We start from the raw sequence: 17087 nt of genomic DNA, 5'->3' as shown, positions 1-17087 counted from the left end.
AATGCCGTCGAAATCGGGCCCGCCGTTGGTTCTTCGGCCGTCGGCGTGGCACTCTGTGGGCGTGGCCCAGATCCCCGCGGCGATCACCCCGGCCCAGCCAGCGGACCTTTACCCGGGGGACATCAAGTCCGTGCTGCTCACCACCGAGCAGATCCAGGCGCGCATTGCCGAGCTCGGCGAGCAGATCGGCAACGACTACCGCGAGGTGGCCGAGCAGGATCTGCTGCTGATCACCGTGCTCAAGGGTGCCGTGATGTTCGTCACCGACCTGGCCCGGGTGATCCCGGTGCCCACGCAGTTCGAATTCATGGCCGTCAGCTCCTACGGATCCTCGACATCGTCGTCCGGGGTGGTGCGGATCCTGAAGGATCTAGACCGCGACATCAACGATCGCGACGTGCTGATCGTCGAGGACGTCGTCGACTCCGGCCTCACCCTGTCGTGGCTGTTGCGCAACCTCAAGAGCCGCCATCCGCGCTCGCTGCGGGTGTGCACGCTGCTGCGCAAGCCCGACGCGGCGCGCGCCAACGCCGAGATCTCCTACGTGGGCTTCGACATTCCCAACGACTTCGTGGTCGGCTACGGCTTGGACTACGACGAGCGTTACCGCGACCTGTCCTACATAGGGACGCTGGACCCCCGGATCTACCAGTAGTTCAGGTCAGTCGAGCTCCCACACCGCCGTCACCGAGAAACTCACGGTCTGCTGACCCGGTTCCAGCGGGACCGCGGTCGGCATGGCTTTCGGCTGCGCCGGCGGGCCCCCGGTGAACGGTGTCGCGCCGGTGGCCTCCGAGATGGATAGCACCTTGCCCAGCCGCAGCTCGGACAGCTGCGCGTACTGGTCGGCCCGGTTCTTGGCGTCGTTGAACGCCCGTGCGCGGGCGTCCTTGACCAGCTGCGAGTCGTCGGCGATGGAGTAGCTGACCGAACTGATGCGGGTGGCGTCTCCGCCGGTGCCGACGATGAGCGCCAGCATCTTCGACGCGGTATCCGTCGGGTGGATCTTGATCCGGATGGCGTTGGCGGCGCGGTAGCCGGTGATGGTTCCGGCGTCGCTGTATTGCGGCGTCAGGGTGACCTCGGTGGTGCTGATGTCCTTGCGGTCCAGGCCGGCGCCGACGAGGGCGTTGATGACGGCCTGCTGCCGGTCGTTGGCCTGGTTCATCGCGGCAGTGACGTCGGCGGCGGTGAATTCGATCCCGACGTCGGCCGTCAGCGTGTCCGGGACGCCTTGTACCTGTCCGGAGCCCAACACGGTCACCTGGCGCGGATTCGCGCCCGGGGCCGGCGTGGCCTCGTGCTTGTCGCACGCCGACACCGTCGCGACGGCCAGGCCGGCCGCGGCCACCGCGATCGTCCGGCGAGCGAACCCGTTTGCGTTTCGTGCGATCGCCATGCCTGGCACCCTAGCGCCGCTGGGTCCTCAGAAGGGCGGATCGTCGGGCAGGTCGGCGGCCGCCGCCGAGGTTCGGTATGTCTGCCCGGCGGGCGAGGTCCAGACCACCGTGCCGTCGGCGAGTTGAGTATCCTGCCACCCGCCGAACGTTTTCAGTCGATGATGTTGTCGGCAACGGCATTTAAGATTTCCTAGCACCGTCAACCCGCCGGACGCCGGGTTCTCGTGATTGAACGGGATGGTGTGGTCGATGTCGCAGACGGTCGCGGGGCGGCTGCACCCGGGGAAGCGGCAGATGAGGTCGCGGCAGCGGACGGCGCGCTCGAGCGCCGCCGAGGGCTGATGGCGCACTGCGTCGCGAACACTTACCACCGGAGCAGGAAAGCGCAGGGAAGCGGCGGTGGCCAGCTCTCGCACCTGCTCGGCGTCGATGATTCCGAAACCGTCCAGTTAGCCGGGCGCCGCGCTGTTCCCGGCGACCGTCTGATCGCTGGCGACCACGTTGATGATCACCTGCGCCGCGCCGGGCTCCCGGTCGCCGGCACCCTTGCGCCGGGGGCAGCCCGCCTGCCCGCATTTGCAGGCCAGGCCGCGGCCTTGAGCCAGCGAGAGCAACGCATCGGCACGGCGCTGGTCCAGCGTCCGCGGGTCGGCCCGGCACACCTGCTTGGCGAGTTGGGAGAGGCGCTGGTCGAAGGCCTTCGCGGCGACGGCGGCGACGGTGCCGTAAACGTCGGCCATCCCGTTGTCGAGGGCGCTGATCCCGATGTGCCGGGTCGGCGTCCGCCCCCAGCCGGCGCTCCCGGGCGGCATCGGGATCGACGGCGCGGACGGCGGCATCGGCGGCGTTGATGATCCGCTGCCGCGACCAGCCGTGCCAATTGCCCAGCCGCCTCGCCAGTGATCGGTCGACCTTCACGATCAACGCCCCGTCGGAGATCAGCTCGGTCCGGCTGATGACCAACCGGACCGTGCGCCAATCGGTTCGGCCCTCGGCGAGCAGCGCGGCTACCTTCGGCAGCCTGGTATCCAGCGCCTCGGCGTCCGACACCAGATAGCCGGCCGCCATCGGTGAAAGATTCATCGCCGCGGCCACTTCCGCCGCCGTCTGCTCGAACCCGTCGACGACCGCGTAATCGCGGCGTTCCTCGGCTCGGTCGGCCGCGGCGACCCGACGCCGCAACAAAGCCGCCACCGCCGCCATCCGGCGAGCCACCAGCATCGACTCCTGCCGGTACGTGGCCTCGACCAAGGACACCAGAGCGGCGGGATCGGACTCGAACTCGAACATGCGTTCGATTATAGCCGCATCCTTCGACAACGGTTATGGCGCGGAGAACCGACCGCTCCGCTCGAGGTTGCGACCGGCGCGGCTCAGCACGAGCGCCAGGGCCCGGGGCAGAATCGGAGCGGCCAGTCTGAACGCAGGCCGCGGCGTGCTGCCGATGTCGACTCTCAGTAGCGCGCCGCCCGTGGCGTCGGGGTCGAAGTGGTAGTCCTCGGCCCAGGCGTGAAAGGCCGGCGCGGCGGTGCTGTCGACGCGGAACGCGAACCGGGCGCCCTCGTCCCATGCCAAGACGGTCTCCGTGACCGTGATCCCGGCGACCCTTTTCGTGCAGCGCGAGCCAACGCCGTGCGGTCTCGCTGTGTCGTAACGGCCCGTCCGGTCGAAGCCGGGGAAGAACTCACCCCAGTTGGCGGGATCGTGTGCGAATGCCGCGAACACCTCGCTCGGTGATCGGGCCACGCGCACATCGGCGTGCAGCCGGATGGGAGCAGTACTGACGAAATCCAGATCGACTGTCTCACAGACGAACACGTCGCTCTCCTTGCTGGCAGAAGGTCCACGCCTACGCAGGCGACCTACGGCGTGACGAGTATCTTGCAGTGCTGCTCGGGGTCGGCGAGGTCGTCAAAGGCCGCGCCGACCCCGTCCAGGCCGACCTGGGCGGTGATCATCGGCGCCACATCGAGCTCGCCCTCGCCGAGCGCCCGCAGCGTATCGGCGAACTCGTCGGGGGTTTGCGCCAGCACGAATTGCACGCTGATCTCTTTGGCGATGGCGAAGAACGGGTGCAGGGCATCGGGTTGCATGCACACCCCGGCCACCACCAGGCGGGTCCCCCAGCGTGCCCGGCGTAGCACGTCGTCGATGATCCCGGGCACCCCGACCGCCTCGAACACCACCTTGGCCTTGACGGAGTCGAACGGCGATCCCTGCGCCGGATCCAGCACCTGATGCGCGCCCATCGCCGTGGCCAGCTCGCGCCTCGTCGGTGAGAAGTCGGCAGCCACAATGCTTTCCACGCCGCGCATGCGCAGCGCCGCGATGATCGCGATACCGATCGGGCCGCAGCCGATCACCAGCGCCGTCTCACCCCGCTCGATGTTCGATTTGTTCACCGCATGCAGCCCCACCGACATGGGTTCGGTCAGCGCGGCATGCCGGGGTCCAGCCCGTTGGGAACCCGCAACAACATGGGGGCCGAAAGCAGCATCCGCTCGGCGTAACCGCCGACGGTGCTGTTGCTGTAGACGATTGGGTCAAAACCATTGGTGGAAAGCAGGATCGGCAACGAAGTCACAAACGTCCCCGGTGCGAAGGTCTCGGTATCCGGCCCGGCCTCGAGGATCTCCGCGCTGAATTCATGACCCATGAAGATGTCCCGGCCCAGGTCGACCTGGATGCCACCGCCCCCGCCGGCTTGCTCGGTCATCGTCAGCACCTGCGACCCGTGCGCCGCGAAATGCAAGTCGGATCCGCAGATTCCACACGAGTTCACGGCGACCAGCACCTGGCCGGGACCGGGCACGGGCTCGGGCAGATCGTCCCGGTACACCATCCGGCCGTCCCGCAACACTGACGCGCGCATCAGTTTCTGCCGCCTTCCTGCTCGCCGACGTGTTGCTTGATGGCCTTCACCACGGCCTCACCGGCGCGGCCTATCAACTGGTCACGATGGCTCTTCGCCCATTCGTGCGACGACCGCGCGGCCTCCAGCTGCCCCTTGAAATGCGGAATCACTTTGCGGGCCAACAACTCATAGCAATGGAATGTCGCTTGTGGCGGGGCCCAATCGTGGCCGAGGATCAGCAGCGTCCCGAAACCGCCCGACCGCTCCAGTAGGTCCTCGATATGAGCGATGGCGTCGTCGGGGTTACCGATGCAACAATTGCCCGCGGCCGCATAGCTTTCCACGAACTCGTGCGCCGTCTGCCCGCCGTCGACGGAGTTGGCCAGCGGGACGAACCCGGCCGCCCCGAAGTAGTTGGCGAAGTCCTGCAGCCCGTAGGTGCAATCGTCGATCGCTTGCTCGCGGGTGTCGGCGACATGCATGATGCTCAGCACCCGCCAGTCCGCCCGGTCCGGCTCGTCCCGGTGGGCCTTGGCGGCCTGCTCGCGCACCACGTCCCAGGTGGTCTCCAGAGCGGCGAAACCGCCGGGCACCGACATCGACAGCGACAGCAACGACGTGCCCAGCGCACCGGCCAGCCGAGGTCCCGACGGGGAAATCATTGCCGCCGTGGAGATTTCCGGATACGGCGAGGTGTAGGGGCGGATGTGCAACTGCGCGTCGCGCAGGGTGAACCAGTCGGAGTGACAGTCGATTCGCTCGGTGGGCCCGGCGCGGAACAGCGCCAGGATCGCCTCCAGGGATTCCTGCATCATCCGGCGCTGCTCGATCGGATCGATGCCCATCATGTAGGCGTCCGACGGCAGCGCCCCGGGGCCCGTCCCGAACATGACCCGGCCGCGCGTCAGGTGGTCCAGCAGCACCCAGCGATCGGCGACCATCAGGGGATGGTGATAGGGCAGCGACACCACACCGGTACCCAGCCGGATGTGCTTGGTCCGCTCGGCGGCCGCCGCGATGAACACCTCGGGGCAGGCGATCAACTCGTAACCGCCCGAGTGGTGTTCGCCGAACCAGGCTTCGTCGAAGCCCAGCCGATCCAGGGCGACGACCCGTTCCATGTCGTATTCCAATGCGACGGTCGGGGATTGGCCCACCGGATGGAAGGGCGTGATGAAGACGCCGAACTTCATCGCAGGTCCAATCCGTTGAGGAAGTCCAGCAATGCCGCATTCACCTCGTCGGGTCGCTCCTGCTGCAGCCAGTGCCCGGCGCCCTCGATCAACAATTGCCGGTACGGTCCGCTGATGGCCTGTGCCGCGCGGTCGGCCCGGGTGAACGTCAACACCGGGTCGGCGGTGCCGCCGATGAATAGGCACGGCACCGAGATCTTCGCGTCCGCGAGTTCGGGTGTGGTTTCCCAGTTTCGGTCGAAGTTGCGATACCAGTTCAGGCCGCCGGTGAATCCGGTGCGGGTGAACTCGGCGACGTAGTGGTCCAGCTCGTCCTGGGTGATCCAGTCCGGTAGCCCGTCGGGTTCGGCAAGGCGATCGAGGAAACCCTCCGGACCCGGCGTGGCCATCCTTGCGATCGCGTTCTGGCCATCGGATCGCAGACTGCCCAGCATGCGCCGCATCACCCGCGCGGGATCGGCGTTCAACTCGGCGTCGGCGACGCCGGGCTCCTGGAAATACAGGATGTAGAAGAAGTTCTCGCCGAACGCCTTTCGCCACGCCCGCGTGGGCGCCACGTGCGGGCGTGGCGTCACCGGCACGCTGAGCGCGGCGACGGCCGCCACCCGGTCCGGGTGCAGCAGCGGGGCGTTCCACACCACGGCGGCGCCCCAGTCGTGCCCGATCCAGACGGCGCGCTGCGCCCCGACGTCGTCGAGCAGCCCGACGATGTCACCGGTCAGGTGGTGGATGTCGTAAGCGTCGATCGCGTCCGGACGCGACGAGCCGCCGTAGCCGCGTTGATCGGGCGCCAGCACGTGGTAGCCGGCCCCGGCCAGCACCGGGATCTGGTGACGCCAGGAGTAGGCCAGTTCGGGAAAGCCGTGGGCCAGGACCACGACGGGGGCGCCGCGCTCGCCGGCCTCGATCACGCGCAGGCGCACGCCGTTGGTGTCGACTAACCGTTCGGTGGAGGGGGGACTCGACAAGGGCATGACTCACCAAATCACAACGGCCGCGAGCCGAGAAGGCCTCGGGGCGATTGCGAATGGTGGTTGTCCGGTGCCGGGTTCGGCGGTCTGGAAATATGGCTCGGGTGAGGCTAGACCACGTCGTGGTGTGGACGAAGGATCCGCGGGCAGCGGTGGATTTCTACTCGCGGGTGGTCGGGCTCACGCCGGTCCGGCTCACGGAGTTCGAGGCCGGCGAGGCGCCGTTCCCGAGCGTGCGGGTGTGCGCCGACTCGATCATCGACCTGGTGCCGCTGGGCATGGCCGCTGGCAGCGCGACGACGGCGCGAGTCGCCGAGGGCGGCGCCGGCAATCGCCTCAACCATCTGTGCCTGGCGTTGACGAAGCCCGAGTACGACGCGCTGGACCAGCGACTGCGGGCCGCCGGGGTGGACACCGGCGCGCGGCTGAGCCAGAGCTTCGGCGCCCGAGGGCGGTCGCCGCAGGCGTTTTACTTCCGTGATCCGGACGGCAATGTGATCGAAGCCCGCTATTACGAGTGATCGTGGTTTGCCGAACCGCGACCGCCCGGGAACCAAACCGGGAACCGCCGCTCGTTGTCAGGGGTAGTGGCTCGGCCGGGGCTGGCGATCGCCACGGAGGTAACCTGGACTTTTCCAGCCGCGCGTATCGGGAAGGACCTGGCCGACACGGCCGATGATTGATGAACCGGAAAAACGTGATTCGCACCGTCACGGCGATCGCCGTGGTGCTGTTGCTGGGCTGGTCGTTCTTCTATTTCAGCGACGACACCCGAGGCTTCAAGCCTGTCGACACTTCGGTGGCGATGGCGCAGATCAACGGTGACAACGTCAAGAGCGCGCAGATCGATGACCGCGAGCAGCAACTGCGGTTGACCCTCAAGAAGGGCAACAACGACACCGACAACTCCGACAAGGTCATCACCAAATACCCCAATGGCTACGCCGTCGACCTCTTCAACGCGCTCAATGCGAAGAACGCGAAGGTCAGCACCGTCGTCAACGAGGGCAGCATCCTGGGCGAGCTGCTCGTGTACGTGCTGCCGCTGCTGTTGCTGGTGGGGCTGTTCGTGATGTTCTCGCGCATGCAGGGCGGCGCCCGGATGGGCTTCGGTTTCGGCAAGTCCCGCGCCAAGCAACTGTCCAAGGACATGCCCAAGACCACCTTCGCCGACGTCGCCGGCGTCGACGAGGCGGTCGAGGAGCTCTACGAGATCAAGGACTTCCTGCAGAACCCCAGCCGGTATCAGGCGCTGGGCGCCAAGATTCCCAAGGGCGTGCTGCTCTACGGGCCGCCCGGTACCGGTAAGACGCTGCTAGCCCGCGCCGTGGCCGGCGAGGCCGGGGTGCCGTTCTTCACCATCTCGGGGTCCGACTTCGTCGAGATGTTCGTCGGTGTCGGCGCCTCGCGAGTGCGTGATCTCTTCGAACAGGCCAAGCAGAACAGCCCGTGCATCATCTTCGTCGACGAGATCGACGCGGTGGGCCGCCAGCGCGGCGCCGGGCTGGGCGGCGGCCACGACGAGCGCGAGCAGACGCTGAACCAGTTGCTGGTCGAGATGGACGGTTTCGGTGACCGCGCCGGGGTCATCCTGATCGCCGCGACCAACCGGCCCGACATCCTGGACCCCGCGCTGCTGCGGCCCGGCCGCTTCGATCGCCAGATCCCGGTGTCCAACCCCGACCTGGCCGGGCGCCGCGCCGTGCTGCGCGTGCATTCGAAGGGCAAGCCGATCGCCCCGGAGGCCGATCTGGACGGGCTGGCCAAGCGGACCGTCGGCATGACCGGCGCCGACCTGGCCAACGTCATCAATGAGGCGGCCCTGCTGACCGCGCGGGAGAACGGCACCGTCATCACCAGCCCCGCCCTCGAGGAGGCGGTCGACCGGGTGATCGGCGGCCCGCGCCGCAAGGGCCGGATCATCAGCGAGCAGGAAAAGAAGATCACCGCCTACCACGAAGGCGGGCACACCCTGGCCGCCTGGGCGATGCCGGACATCGACCCGGTCTACAAGGTGACGATCCTGGCCCGCGGCCGCACCGGCGGCCACGCCGTCGCGGTGCCCGAGGAGGACAAGGGCCTACGGACCCGCTCGGAGATGGTCGCTCAGCTGGTGTTCGCGATGGGCGGGCGCGCCGCCGAGGAGCTGGTGTTCCGCGAGCCGACGACCGGCGCGGTGTCCGATATCGAGCAGGCCACCAAGATCGCGCGCGCGATGGTCACCGAATACGGCATGAGTTCCAAGCTGGGGGCCGTCAAATACGGCACCGAGCATGGCGACCCGTTCCTGGGCCGGTCGATGGGCACCCAGTCCGATTATTCCCACGAAGTCGCCCGCGATATCGACGACGAGATCCGCAAGCTCATCGAGGCCGCGCACACCGAGGCGTGGGAGATCCTCACCGAGTACCGCGACGTGCTCGACACCTTGGCCGGCGAGCTGCTGGAAAAGGAGACCCTGCACCGAGCCGAGCTGGAGGGCATCTTCGCCGGCGTCGAAAAGCGGCCTCGCCTGACAGTGTTCGACGATTTCGGCGGACGCATTCCGTCGGACAAGCCGCCGATCAAGACGCCCGGTGAGCTGGCGATCGAACGCGGCGAGCCGTGGCCGCCGCCCGTCGCCGAGCCCGCCTTCAAAGCGGCCATCGCGGCGGCCAGCCAGGCGGCCGAGGCCGTCCGGGCCGAAGCCGACCGAAATGCCAACGGCGGCAACGGCTCTCGTGGTCCTGCCGGTGATGACCAAGGGCATCGCCCGACCCAGCCCGACTACGGTGCGCCCGCGGGCTGGCACGCGCCGGGCTGGCCGCCCCAGCAACCGCAGCCGGGTCAGTGGTACCCGCCCCCGCAGCAGCAGCCGCATTGGCCGCAGCCGGCGCCCAGCTATCCCGGCCCGCAAAACCACGGCCACCAGGGTCCGCAGGGCCCGCACGCGGGTCAGGGTCAGCCGGCCGTCCCGCCCTATCCGCCTTGCCCCCCGCCGGGCCAGCCCAGCCCGGATGCCGGAAAATCTCCGGAGCAGCCGAAGGACGACGTGAGCCGGTCCAACCCGCCGGCCCGCAGCTGACGAACGGAGGATTCGATGGCGCTGCCGGTGACCCCCAACCCGGTCGGCCGCATACACACGTTCGACCAGCAACGCGCCGAGGACGCGATCCGCGAGTTGCTGCACGCGATCGGCGAAGATCCGGACCGGGATGGCTTGCGCGACACGCCGGCTCGCGTCGCTCGCGCCTACCGCGAGATGTTCGCCGGGCTCTACACCGACCCCGACACCGTGCTGAACACCATGTTCGACGAGGACCACGACGAGATGGTGATCGTTAAGGAAATCCCGCTGTACTCCACCTGCGAGCACCATCTGGTGTCGTTTCACGGCGTGGCACATGTCGGCTACATCCCCGGCCGGGACGGCCGGGTCACCGGCTTGTCGAAGATCGCCCGCCTGGTGGACCTCTACGCCAAGCGGCCGCAGGTGCAGGAGCGACTCACCAGCCAAATCGCCGATGCGCTGGTGAACAAGCTCGATCCGCGCGGGGTCATCGTGGTGGTCGAGGCCGAGCACCTGTGCTTGGCGATGCGCGGGGTCCGCAAGCCCGGCGCCGTCACCACGACGTCGGCGGTGCGCGGTCAGTTCAAAACCAGTGCGGCTTCTCGAGCCGAGGCGCTCGACCTCATCTTGCGTAAGTGAGTTCGCCCGCGGTGCAGGTAATGGGCGTGCTGAACGTCACCGATGACTCGTTCTCGGATGGCGGACGGTATCTGGACGCCGACAGCGCCGTCGCGCATGGCCTGGCAATGGCCGCGGCGGGTGCGGCAATCGTGGACGTCGGTGGGGAGTCGACGCGGCCCGGTGCGGTGCGCATAGATCCAGAGGCCGAGGCGTCGCGCGTGGTTCCCGTCGTCAAAGATATTGCTGCACAAGGTATCACTGTCAGCATCGACACCATGCACGCGGACGTGGCGCGGGCGGCACTGGACAGTGGGGCGCGGATAGTCAACGACGTCTCGGGCGGGCGGGCCGATCCCGCGATGGCGCCGCTGCTGGCCGAAGCCGGCGTGCCCTGGGTGCTGATGCACTGGCGGTCGGTGTCCGCCGCCGAACCCCACCGGGCCCCGCACTACCGTGACGTCGTCGCCGAGGTGCGCGCCGAACTGCTGGCAGGCGTCGACGACGCGGTTGCCGCCGGCGTCGATCCGGCGAAGGTGATCATCGATCCCGGGCTCGGATTCGCCAAGACCGGCCAACACAATTGGGCGCTGTTGCACGCGCTGCCGGAATTGGTCGGCACCGGGGTCCCGGTGCTGCTCGGCGCCTCGCGCAAACGGTTTCTCGGTACGTTGTTGGGCGCACCGGACGGGACGCCGCGACCGCCCGACGGGCGCGAGACGGCGACGGCGGTGATTTCCGCGCTGGCCGCGCTGTCCGGAGTGTGGGGGGTGCGGGTGCACGACGTGCGGGCCTCCGTCGACGCGCTCAAGGTTGTTGGCGCGTGGGCGCACGGCGAACGGGCGGGATGCGATGGCTGATCGAATCGAGTTGCGCGGCTTGACCATTCACGGCCGACATGGAGTTTTCGACTACGAGCGGGCCGCGGGGCAGGACTTCGTCATCGATATCACCGTGTGGATCGACCTGGACGAGGCCGCCGCCAGCGATGAGCTGACCGACACCTACGACTACGCAGCGCTGGCCCAACGGGCAGCCGACATCGTCGCGGGCCCGCCGCGGAACCTGATCGAAACCGTCGGCGCCCAGATCGCCGACGGCGTAATGGACGACGCCCGCGTCCACGCCGTCGAGGTGACGGTGCACAAGCCGCGCGCCCCGATTCCGCATCAGTTCGACGATGTGGCGGTGGTGATCCGGCGGTCGCGGCGGGGCGGTCGCGGCTCGGTCATTCCGGCGAGCGGGGTGTGATGACGCGCGTCGTCCTTTCCATCGGTTCCAATCTCGGCGACCGGCTGGCGCGGCTGCAGTCGGTCGTCGACGGGCTCGGCGACGCGGTGCGCGCGGTTTCGCCGGTGTACGAGACCGATCCCTGGGGACGCGTGGAGCAAGCACCCTTCCTCAACGCGGTGCTGATAGCCGAGGACCCGGCCTGCGACGGGCAGGCGTGGCTGCGTCGGGCGCAGGGCTTCGAACAAGCCGCGGGCCGGGTTCGTGGCGAACGCTGGGGCCCGCGCAGTCTCGACGTCGACCTGATCGTCTGCTATGGCGAGACCGAGGTCATTTCCCGCGAGAACAATCTCACCCTGCCGCACCCGCTCGCGCACCTGCGGGCGTTCGTCATGGTCCCGTGGCTGGCCGTCGACCCGGATGCCCGGCTGACCCTCGCCGACGGGCCGCAGCCCGTCGCCTGCCTGCTGGCCCAGCTGGACCCGGCCGACCGGGACAGTGTCCGGCTGTCCGCCCTGACGCTCGAGGCGGGCTGATGGGGCCTACCCGCAAGCGTGAACTGACGGGCGCGGTGGTCGGCGTCGCGTTCCTGAGCTACCTGGTAGTTGTCCAGCTGTACCGATTCTTTCCACCGATCACGGTGTGGACCGGGCTGTCGCTGCTGGGGGTCGCGATCGCCGAGGCGTTGTGGGCGCGGCATGTCCGCACCAAGATCAGCGACGGCGAGATCGGCGCCGCACCCGGCTGGCTACACCCGCTGGCCGTGGCGCGCAGCCTGCTGGTCGCCAAGGCGTCGGCCTGGGTGGGGGCGCTGGTGCTGGGCTGGTGGGTGGGCGTGTTGGTGTACTTCCTGCCGCGGCGGTCCTGGCTGCGCGCAGCCGCTGAGGACACCACGGGCACGGTCGTAGCCGCGGTGAGCGCGCTGGCGTTGGTGGTTGCCGCACTGTTGCTGCAGCATTGCTGCAAGTCGCCCCCGGACCCGACCGAACGCGGCGAGGGAGCCGAAACCTAGCCCGCCGGTCGCGGTCGGATAAACCCTGGTGAGAATCGCCGGACCGGCGCGACACGCGGAGTGACCTCGCACAGGTACAGTCAGGCCATGACCGTTCTGTCCCGCGGCGCCCGGGTCCGGCGCGGCGGCCGCAGGCCGGGGTGGGTGCTCTTGACCACGTTGCTGGTCCTCGCCATGGGGGCCAGCTGCGCGCTTGTTTTCACCAACCGCGTGGAACTTCTCAAGCTCGCTGTGATCCTGGCCCTGTGGGCCGCCGCCGCCGGTGCGTTCGTGTCGGTGATGTACCGCCGGCAAAGCGACGCCGACCAGTCGCGGGTGCGTGACCTGAAGATGGTCTACGACCTGCAGCTGGATCGCGAGATCTCGGCCCGCCGCGAGTACGAGCTGACCGTGGAATCCCAGCTGCGCCGCGAGCTGGCCACCGAGTTGCAGGCGCAGGCCGCCGACGACATCGCCGCGTTGCGCGCGGAACTGGCGACGCTGCGGACCAGCCTGGAAATCCTGTTCGACACGGACCTCGAGCACCGACCGGCGCTGGGGGCGATGGAGACCGACACGCCGCCGGCCCGGGCGTACAGCGACTGGGACCGCGGCGACGACAACGCCCCGGTCGACTGGGTGTCGAGCGATCGAGTGACCTCGGTTCGCCCGGACGACTCGCCCGGCCGCGGCGAGAGCGGCGCCGACGAGTCCGCGATCATCGACGTGCCCGAGGAACCGCTGCTGCCGTCGCGCCCGCGGGAGCGGCCCCGCTACGAGTACGACTCGCAGGCCCTGTACGAAACGCCGCAAGCGCGTTATGAGAGCGCGCCGGCAGCGCCGTACCTGCCGCCGCAGGAACCGCCCCGCGCGGCCGCGCAGATGCCGCCCCAGCCGGTGCCCGAGCCGCGCCACCACACCCCGCCGCCGGCGCCTACCGCGTCCCCGACGGCCGAACCGGGGCGGGCCGCGCCCGGGTGGCGGCCGGTCGGCGCCGACGGGCAGTGGTTGCCCCCGGGGGCGGCAGGCAGCCACTGGGCCGGGGATGATTCGCCGACGCCGCCGCCTTCGTCGGGCCGGCGCCGCCGGTACCGGGATGCCGCACCCGAGGAACTCGCGGACCAGGCCGCGCCGGTGAGCGAACCGGCCGAGGCCAACCCCGCGCAGCCCTACGGCGAACCCGGCCGGCGCTCGCGCTCGCGCCATTCGGCGGAGTACCGCGACTACGGCGTGCGGAACTTCGTCCCGGACGGGGCCCCGATGCCCCCGCCGCAAGCTCCCGCCGCCGCACCGACCGCCGGGCCGCCGCCGCAGCACGACTCGCCGCCATCCGAGGACGGGCCGCCGCCGCGGCTGGCGCCGCCGCCGCATCCCGAGCCGGCACCCCGGCACCGCGGCGCGGACCCCACGCCGGATGGGTGGGAGGACTCGGAGGAGAGCTCGCGCAGCGGCGGCCAGTCGGTCGCCGAATTGCTGGCGCGGCTGCAGGTGCAGCCGTCCGGCGGCGGCGGGCGCCGCCGCCGCGAGGACTGAGCTGGGAGCTTCCTCACATTGGGAGCCGGTCGCATTTCGACTACAGTTCTACTGACCGAACGGTACCCACGCGATGGGACCGGAACGAAGAAAGACACAGGTGAGGTCGTCTGCGATGGTGCAGCTCGACGGATTGCGCCCCGCGCGGCTCAAGGTGGGAATCATCTCGGCCGGCCGGGTAGGTACCGCGCTGGGAGTGGCGCTGGAGCGCGCCGATCACGTGGTGGTGGCGTGCAGCGCCATTTCGCATGCGTCCCGGCAGCGGGCACAGCGCCGGCTGCCTGACACCCACGTGGCCGCCCCGCCGGACGTGGCGGCCGATGCCGAGCTGCTGCTGTTGGCCGTTCCCGACAGCGAACTGGCCGGCTTGGTGTCCGGCCTCGCCGCGACCGCGGCGGTGCGCCCCGGCACCATCGTGGTGCACACGTCCGGCGCCAACGGCGTCGGCATCTTGCAACCGCTGGCCCAGGACGGCTGCATACCGCTCGCAATTCATCCGGCGATGACATTCACCGGCTCCGACGAGGACATCAGCCGCCTGCCGGACACCTGCTTCGGGATCACCGCGGCCGACGAGGTCGGATACGCCATCGGGCAGTCGCTGGTGCTCGAGATGGGCGGGGAGCCGTTCTGTGTGGCCGAGGATGCCCGCCTGCTCTATCACGCCGCGCTGGCCCACGCCGGCAACCACATCGTCGCGGTGCTCGCCGATGCACTCGACGCGCTGCGGGCCGCGCTGCGCGGCAGCGAACTGTTGGGCCAGCAACTCGTCGACGAGCAGCCGGGCGGCCTCGCCGAACGCGTCATCGGGCCGCTGGCCCGCGCGGCGTTGGAGAACACCCTGGTCCGTGGGCAGGCCGCGCTCACCGGCCCGGTCGCGCGCGGTGATGCCGCCGCCGTCGCGGCGCACCTGGCCGCGCTGAACCGCGTCGACCCGGAACTGGCCCAGGCCTATCGCGTGAACGCCCTGCGCACCGCGCAGCGCGCCCATGCCCCGCAGGACGTCGTCGAGGTACTGGCCCGATGAACGCGCTACGGCCCCGCACGCCGGCCTTCAGGCCCGGCGAACTCAACCTGTACTCGGCACCGCGCGAAGTCACCGACGTCAGCCGCGCGCTGCGGACCACCGGTCGCCGGGTGATGCTGGTGCCCACGATGGGCGCCCTGCACGACGGGCACCTGTCGCTGGTGCGCGCCGCCAAGCGGGTGCCCGGATCCGTCGTCGCGGTCTCGATCTTCGTCAATCCGCTGCAATTCGGCGCCGCGGAAGACCTGGACGCCTACCCTCGCACGCTGGACGCCGACGTGGCGCTGCTGCGCGGCGAGGGCGTCGAAATCGTCTTCGCGCCGACCGCGGCCGAGATGTATCCGGACGGCCTGCGCACCACCGTGCAGCCCGGCCCGCTGGCCGCCGAGCTCGAAGGAAGCATCCGGCCAACGCATTTCGCCGGTGTGCTGACCGTGGTGCTTAAGCTGCTGCAGATCGTGCGCCCCGACCGGGTGTTCTTCGGCGAGAAGGACTACCAGCAGCTGATCATGATCCGGCAGATGGTCAGCGACTTGAACCTCGGGGTCGCGGTGGTCGGCGTACCGACCGTGCGCGAGCCCGACGGTTTGGCGATGTCGTCGCGCAACCGCTACCTGGACCCCGCGCAACGCGAACTGGCCGTGACGCTTTCGGCCGCGCTGACGGCCGGTGCGCACGCCGCGCACCACGGCGCCGCGGCCGCACTGGACGCCGCGCGGGCCGTGCTCGACGGCGTGCCCGCCATCGGCGTCGACTACGTGGAGCTGCGCGACGCGGACCTCGGTCCGCTGCAACCCGGCCGGACCGGGCGCCTGCTCGTCGCTGCCCGGCTGGGCGGCACCAGACTGTTGGACAACATCGCGATCGAAGTGCAAGCCACGCCGGCACCCGTGGGGCCGGACACCAATGAATCACCCTGGAGGAACTGATGTTACGGACCATGCTCAGGTCGAAGATCCATCGCGCGACCGTCACGCAGGCCGATCTGCACTACGTCGGCTCGGTGACCATCGATGCCGACCTGATGGATGCCGCCGACCTGTTGGAGGGCGAGCAGGTGACCATCGTGGACATCGACAACGGCGCCCGGCTCGTCACCTACGCGATCACCGGTGAGCGGGGCAGCGGTGTGATCGGAATAAACGGCGCCGCAGCCCATCTCGTCCACCCGGGTGATCTGGTCATCCTGATCGCCTACGGGACGATGGAGGAGGCCGAGGCGCGCGCCTACCGGCCGCGGATCGTGTTCGTCGATGCCGAGAACAAGGCGATCGACCTGGGACACGATCCGGCGCACGTGCCCGACGACGCGGCGGAGCTGCTGGACCCGAGGATGGGGGCTCGGTAGCGGTGCTGCTGGCGATCGACGTCCGCACCACGCACACCGTCGTCGGCCTGCTGTCCGGCAGTAAGGAGCAGGCAAAGGTTGTGCAGCAGTGGCGGATTCGCACCGAATCCGAGATCACGGCGGACGAACTGGCACTGACCATCGACGGCCTGATCGGCGACGACTCCGAGCGGCTCACCGGCGCCGCCGCGCTGTCCACCGTGCCTTCGGTGCTGCACGAGGTGCGCCTCATGCTCGACCAGTACTGGCCGTCGGTGCCGCACGTGCTGATCGAACCCGGGGTGCGTACCGGCATCCCGTTGCTGGTAGACAATCCGAAGCAGGTCGGAGCCGACCGAATCGTCAACTGCCTGGCGGCTTTTCACAAGTTCGGCAAGCCCGCCATCGTCGTCGACTTCGGCTCGTCGATCTGCGTGGACCTGGTGTCGGCCAAGGGCGAGTTCCTCGGCGGCGCCATCGCCCCCGGGGTGCAGATCTCCTCGGACGCCGCCGCGGCCCGCTCGGCCGCGTTGCTCCACGTCGAATTGGCCCGACCCCGCTCGGTATTGGGCAAGAACACCGTCGAGTGCATGCAGGCCGGCGCGGTGTTCGGCTTCGCCGGTCTGGTCGACGGCCTGATCAATCGCATTCGCGAGGACATCGACGGTTTTGCCGGCGACGACGTGGTGGTCGTGACCACCGGCCATGACGCCTCGCTGCTGCTGCCGGAACTGCACACCGAGAACCACTACGACAAGCACCTGACCCTGCTGGGGCTGCGGCTGGTCTTCGACCGCAATCGCGAGGTGCAGCGCGGCCGGTTGAAGACGGCGCGCTAGCCGACCCGCGACGCCGTCGGCGCAACCACGCCGCGCCGTCATTTAAGCTGGCAGG

The 17087-nt window shown here is 69.3% G+C and carries 17 protein-coding genes and 2 pseudogenes; 13 read left to right on the top strand and 6 right to left on the bottom strand.

All coding sequences use genetic code 11. The features are described from left to right. Position 1: 1 nt before the first annotated feature. A complete protein-coding gene (gene hpt, locus MSG_RS22905) occupies positions 2-655 on the top strand; it encodes a hypoxanthine phosphoribosyltransferase (RefSeq protein ID WP_096443292.1) in 654 nt (217 codons plus the stop codon). Between the two features lie 6 nt (positions 656-661). Here hpt and MSG_RS22900 read toward each other — a convergent pair whose 3' ends face one another. The 6 genes and pseudogenes from MSG_RS22900 to MSG_RS22875 form a co-directional block, all read right to left on the bottom strand. Then, complete coding sequence (locus MSG_RS22900; protein WP_096443290.1) at positions 662-1399, bottom strand: SIMPL domain-containing protein; 738 nt, start codon at positions 1397-1399, stop codon at positions 662-664. 36 nt (positions 1400-1435) lie between these two features. After that, positions 1436-2690 (bottom strand): annotated as a pseudogene (locus MSG_RS22895) (HNH endonuclease signature motif containing protein); the annotation flags it as partial. 33 nt (positions 2691-2723) lie between these two features. Beyond that, the gene (locus MSG_RS22890; protein WP_170063179.1) at positions 2724-3218 is read right to left on the bottom strand and encodes an SRPBCC family protein; all 495 of its coding nucleotides are present in this window, start codon (positions 3216-3218) and stop codon (positions 2724-2726) included. Between the two features lie 44 nt (positions 3219-3262). Beyond that, positions 3263-4272, bottom strand: a pseudogene (locus tag MSG_RS22885) (zinc-binding dehydrogenase). Beyond that, positions 4272-5447: an LLM class flavin-dependent oxidoreductase gene (locus tag MSG_RS22880; RefSeq protein ID WP_373421157.1), complete on the bottom strand. Its 1176-nt coding sequence runs from the start codon at positions 5445-5447 to the stop codon at positions 4272-4274. Before MSG_RS22880 ends, MSG_RS22885 begins: the two are co-directional and overlap by 1 nt. Next, positions 5444-6415, bottom strand: coding sequence for an alpha/beta fold hydrolase (locus MSG_RS22875; protein WP_096444741.1), 972 nt, complete (start codon positions 6413-6415; stop codon positions 5444-5446). The genes MSG_RS22880 and MSG_RS22875 overlap by 4 nt, the downstream gene beginning before the upstream one ends. 107 nt (positions 6416-6522) lie before the next feature. Between MSG_RS22875 and MSG_RS22870 the strand changes: the two genes are divergently transcribed. The 12 genes from MSG_RS22870 to MSG_RS22815 all read left to right on the top strand — a co-directional run bounded on the left by MSG_RS22870 (position 6523) and on the right by MSG_RS22815 (position 17032). Then, on the top strand, positions 6523-6939 hold the full coding sequence (locus MSG_RS22870; RefSeq protein ID WP_096444740.1) for a VOC family protein: 417 nt from the start codon (positions 6523-6525) through the stop codon (positions 6937-6939). A 161-nt stretch (positions 6940-7100) separates the two neighbouring features. Beyond that, a complete protein-coding gene (ftsH, locus tag MSG_RS22865) occupies positions 7101-9482 on the top strand; it encodes an ATP-dependent zinc metalloprotease FtsH (RefSeq protein WP_105886874.1) in 2382 nt (793 codons plus the stop codon). A 15-nt stretch (positions 9483-9497) separates the two neighbouring features. Beyond that, a complete protein-coding gene (gene folE / locus MSG_RS22860) occupies positions 9498-10106 on the top strand; it encodes a GTP cyclohydrolase I FolE (RefSeq protein WP_096443286.1) in 609 nt (202 codons plus the stop codon). A gap of 20 nt (positions 10107-10126) precedes the next feature. Beyond that, positions 10127-10945 carry a dihydropteroate synthase gene (gene folP, locus MSG_RS22855; protein ID WP_170063203.1) on the top strand — a complete coding sequence of 273 codons (819 nt, stop codon included), beginning with the start codon at positions 10127-10129 and terminating at the stop codon, positions 10943-10945. Beyond that, positions 10938-11336: a dihydroneopterin aldolase gene (gene folB / locus MSG_RS22850; RefSeq protein WP_096443282.1), complete on the top strand. Its 399-nt coding sequence runs from the start codon at positions 10938-10940 to the stop codon at positions 11334-11336. The genes folP and folB overlap by 8 nt, the downstream gene beginning before the upstream one ends. After that, complete coding sequence (gene folK / locus MSG_RS22845) at positions 11336-11851, top strand: 2-amino-4-hydroxy-6-hydroxymethyldihydropteridine diphosphokinase (protein ID WP_096443280.1); 516 nt, start codon at positions 11336-11338, stop codon at positions 11849-11851. The genes folB and folK overlap by 1 nt, the downstream gene beginning before the upstream one ends. After that, positions 11851-12327: a DUF3180 domain-containing protein gene (locus tag MSG_RS22840; RefSeq protein WP_096443278.1), complete on the top strand. Its 477-nt coding sequence runs from the start codon at positions 11851-11853 to the stop codon at positions 12325-12327. Before folK ends, MSG_RS22840 begins: the two co-directional genes overlap by 1 nt. An 87-nt stretch (positions 12328-12414) precedes the next feature. Continuing rightward, positions 12415-13839 (top strand): DUF6779 domain-containing protein, encoded by a 1425-nt coding sequence (locus tag MSG_RS22835; RefSeq protein ID WP_096443276.1) that lies wholly within the window; start codon positions 12415-12417, stop codon positions 13837-13839. A 115-nt stretch (positions 13840-13954) separates the two neighbouring features. Then, on the top strand, positions 13955-14866 hold the full coding sequence (locus MSG_RS22830; protein ID WP_096443274.1) for a Rossmann-like and DUF2520 domain-containing protein: 912 nt from the start codon (positions 13955-13957) through the stop codon (positions 14864-14866). Further along, a complete protein-coding gene (gene panC / locus MSG_RS22825; protein WP_096443272.1) occupies positions 14863-15795 on the top strand; it encodes a pantoate--beta-alanine ligase in 933 nt (310 codons plus the stop codon). The genes MSG_RS22830 and panC overlap by 4 nt, the downstream gene beginning before the upstream one ends. Beyond that, positions 15795-16214, top strand: a complete 420-nt coding sequence (gene panD / locus MSG_RS22820) for an aspartate 1-decarboxylase (RefSeq protein WP_096443270.1) — start codon at positions 15795-15797, stop codon at positions 16212-16214. Before panC ends, panD begins: the two co-directional genes overlap by 1 nt. 2 nt (positions 16215-16216) lie before the next feature. Beyond that, positions 16217-17032: a type III pantothenate kinase gene (locus MSG_RS22815; RefSeq protein ID WP_096443268.1), complete on the top strand. Its 816-nt coding sequence runs from the start codon at positions 16217-16219 to the stop codon at positions 17030-17032. Positions 17033-17087 lie beyond the last annotated feature (55 nt).

The organism is Mycobacterium shigaense (genome assembly GCF_002356315.1).
Taxonomy (GTDB): Bacteria; Actinomycetota; Actinomycetes; order Mycobacteriales; family Mycobacteriaceae; genus Mycobacterium; species Mycobacterium shigaense.
Note: the sequence above shows the minus strand (reverse complement) of the source record. Positions and strands in the feature narration are given on the sequence as shown.

Bases quoted from the DNA above. Each gene is read 5' to 3' on its own strand.
- MSG_RS22840 (WP_096443278.1), top strand. From the start codon at position 11,851: ATGGGGCCTACCCGCAAGCGTGAACTGACGGGCGCGGTGGTCGGCGTC.
- MSG_RS22880 (WP_373421157.1), bottom strand. From the start codon at position 5,447: ATGAAGTTCGGCGTCTTCATCACGCCCTTCCATCCGGTGGGCCAATCC.
- panD (WP_096443270.1), top strand. From the start codon at position 15,795: ATGTTACGGACCATGCTCAGGTCGAAGATCCATCGCGCGACCGTCACG.
- hpt (WP_096443292.1), top strand. From the start codon at position 2: ATGCCGTCGAAATCGGGCCCGCCGTTGGTTCTTCGGCCGTCGGCGTGG.
- panC (WP_096443272.1), top strand. From the start codon at position 14,863: ATGAACGCGCTACGGCCCCGCACGCCGGCCTTCAGGCCCGGCGAACTC.
- folP (WP_170063203.1), top strand. From the start codon at position 10,127: ATGGGCGTGCTGAACGTCACCGATGACTCGTTCTCGGATGGCGGACGG.
- folB (WP_096443282.1), top strand. From the start codon at position 10,938: ATGGCTGATCGAATCGAGTTGCGCGGCTTGACCATTCACGGCCGACAT.
- MSG_RS22830 (WP_096443274.1), top strand. From the start codon at position 13,955: ATGGTGCAGCTCGACGGATTGCGCCCCGCGCGGCTCAAGGTGGGAATC.
- ftsH (WP_105886874.1), top strand. From the start codon at position 7,101: ATGAACCGGAAAAACGTGATTCGCACCGTCACGGCGATCGCCGTGGTG.
- folE (WP_096443286.1), top strand. From the start codon at position 9,498: ATGGCGCTGCCGGTGACCCCCAACCCGGTCGGCCGCATACACACGTTC.
- MSG_RS22835 (WP_096443276.1), top strand. From the start codon at position 12,415: ATGACCGTTCTGTCCCGCGGCGCCCGGGTCCGGCGCGGCGGCCGCAGG.
- MSG_RS22900 (WP_096443290.1), bottom strand. From the start codon at position 1,399: ATGGCGATCGCACGAAACGCAAACGGGTTCGCTCGCCGGACGATCGCG.
- folK (WP_096443280.1), top strand. From the start codon at position 11,336: ATGACGCGCGTCGTCCTTTCCATCGGTTCCAATCTCGGCGACCGGCTG.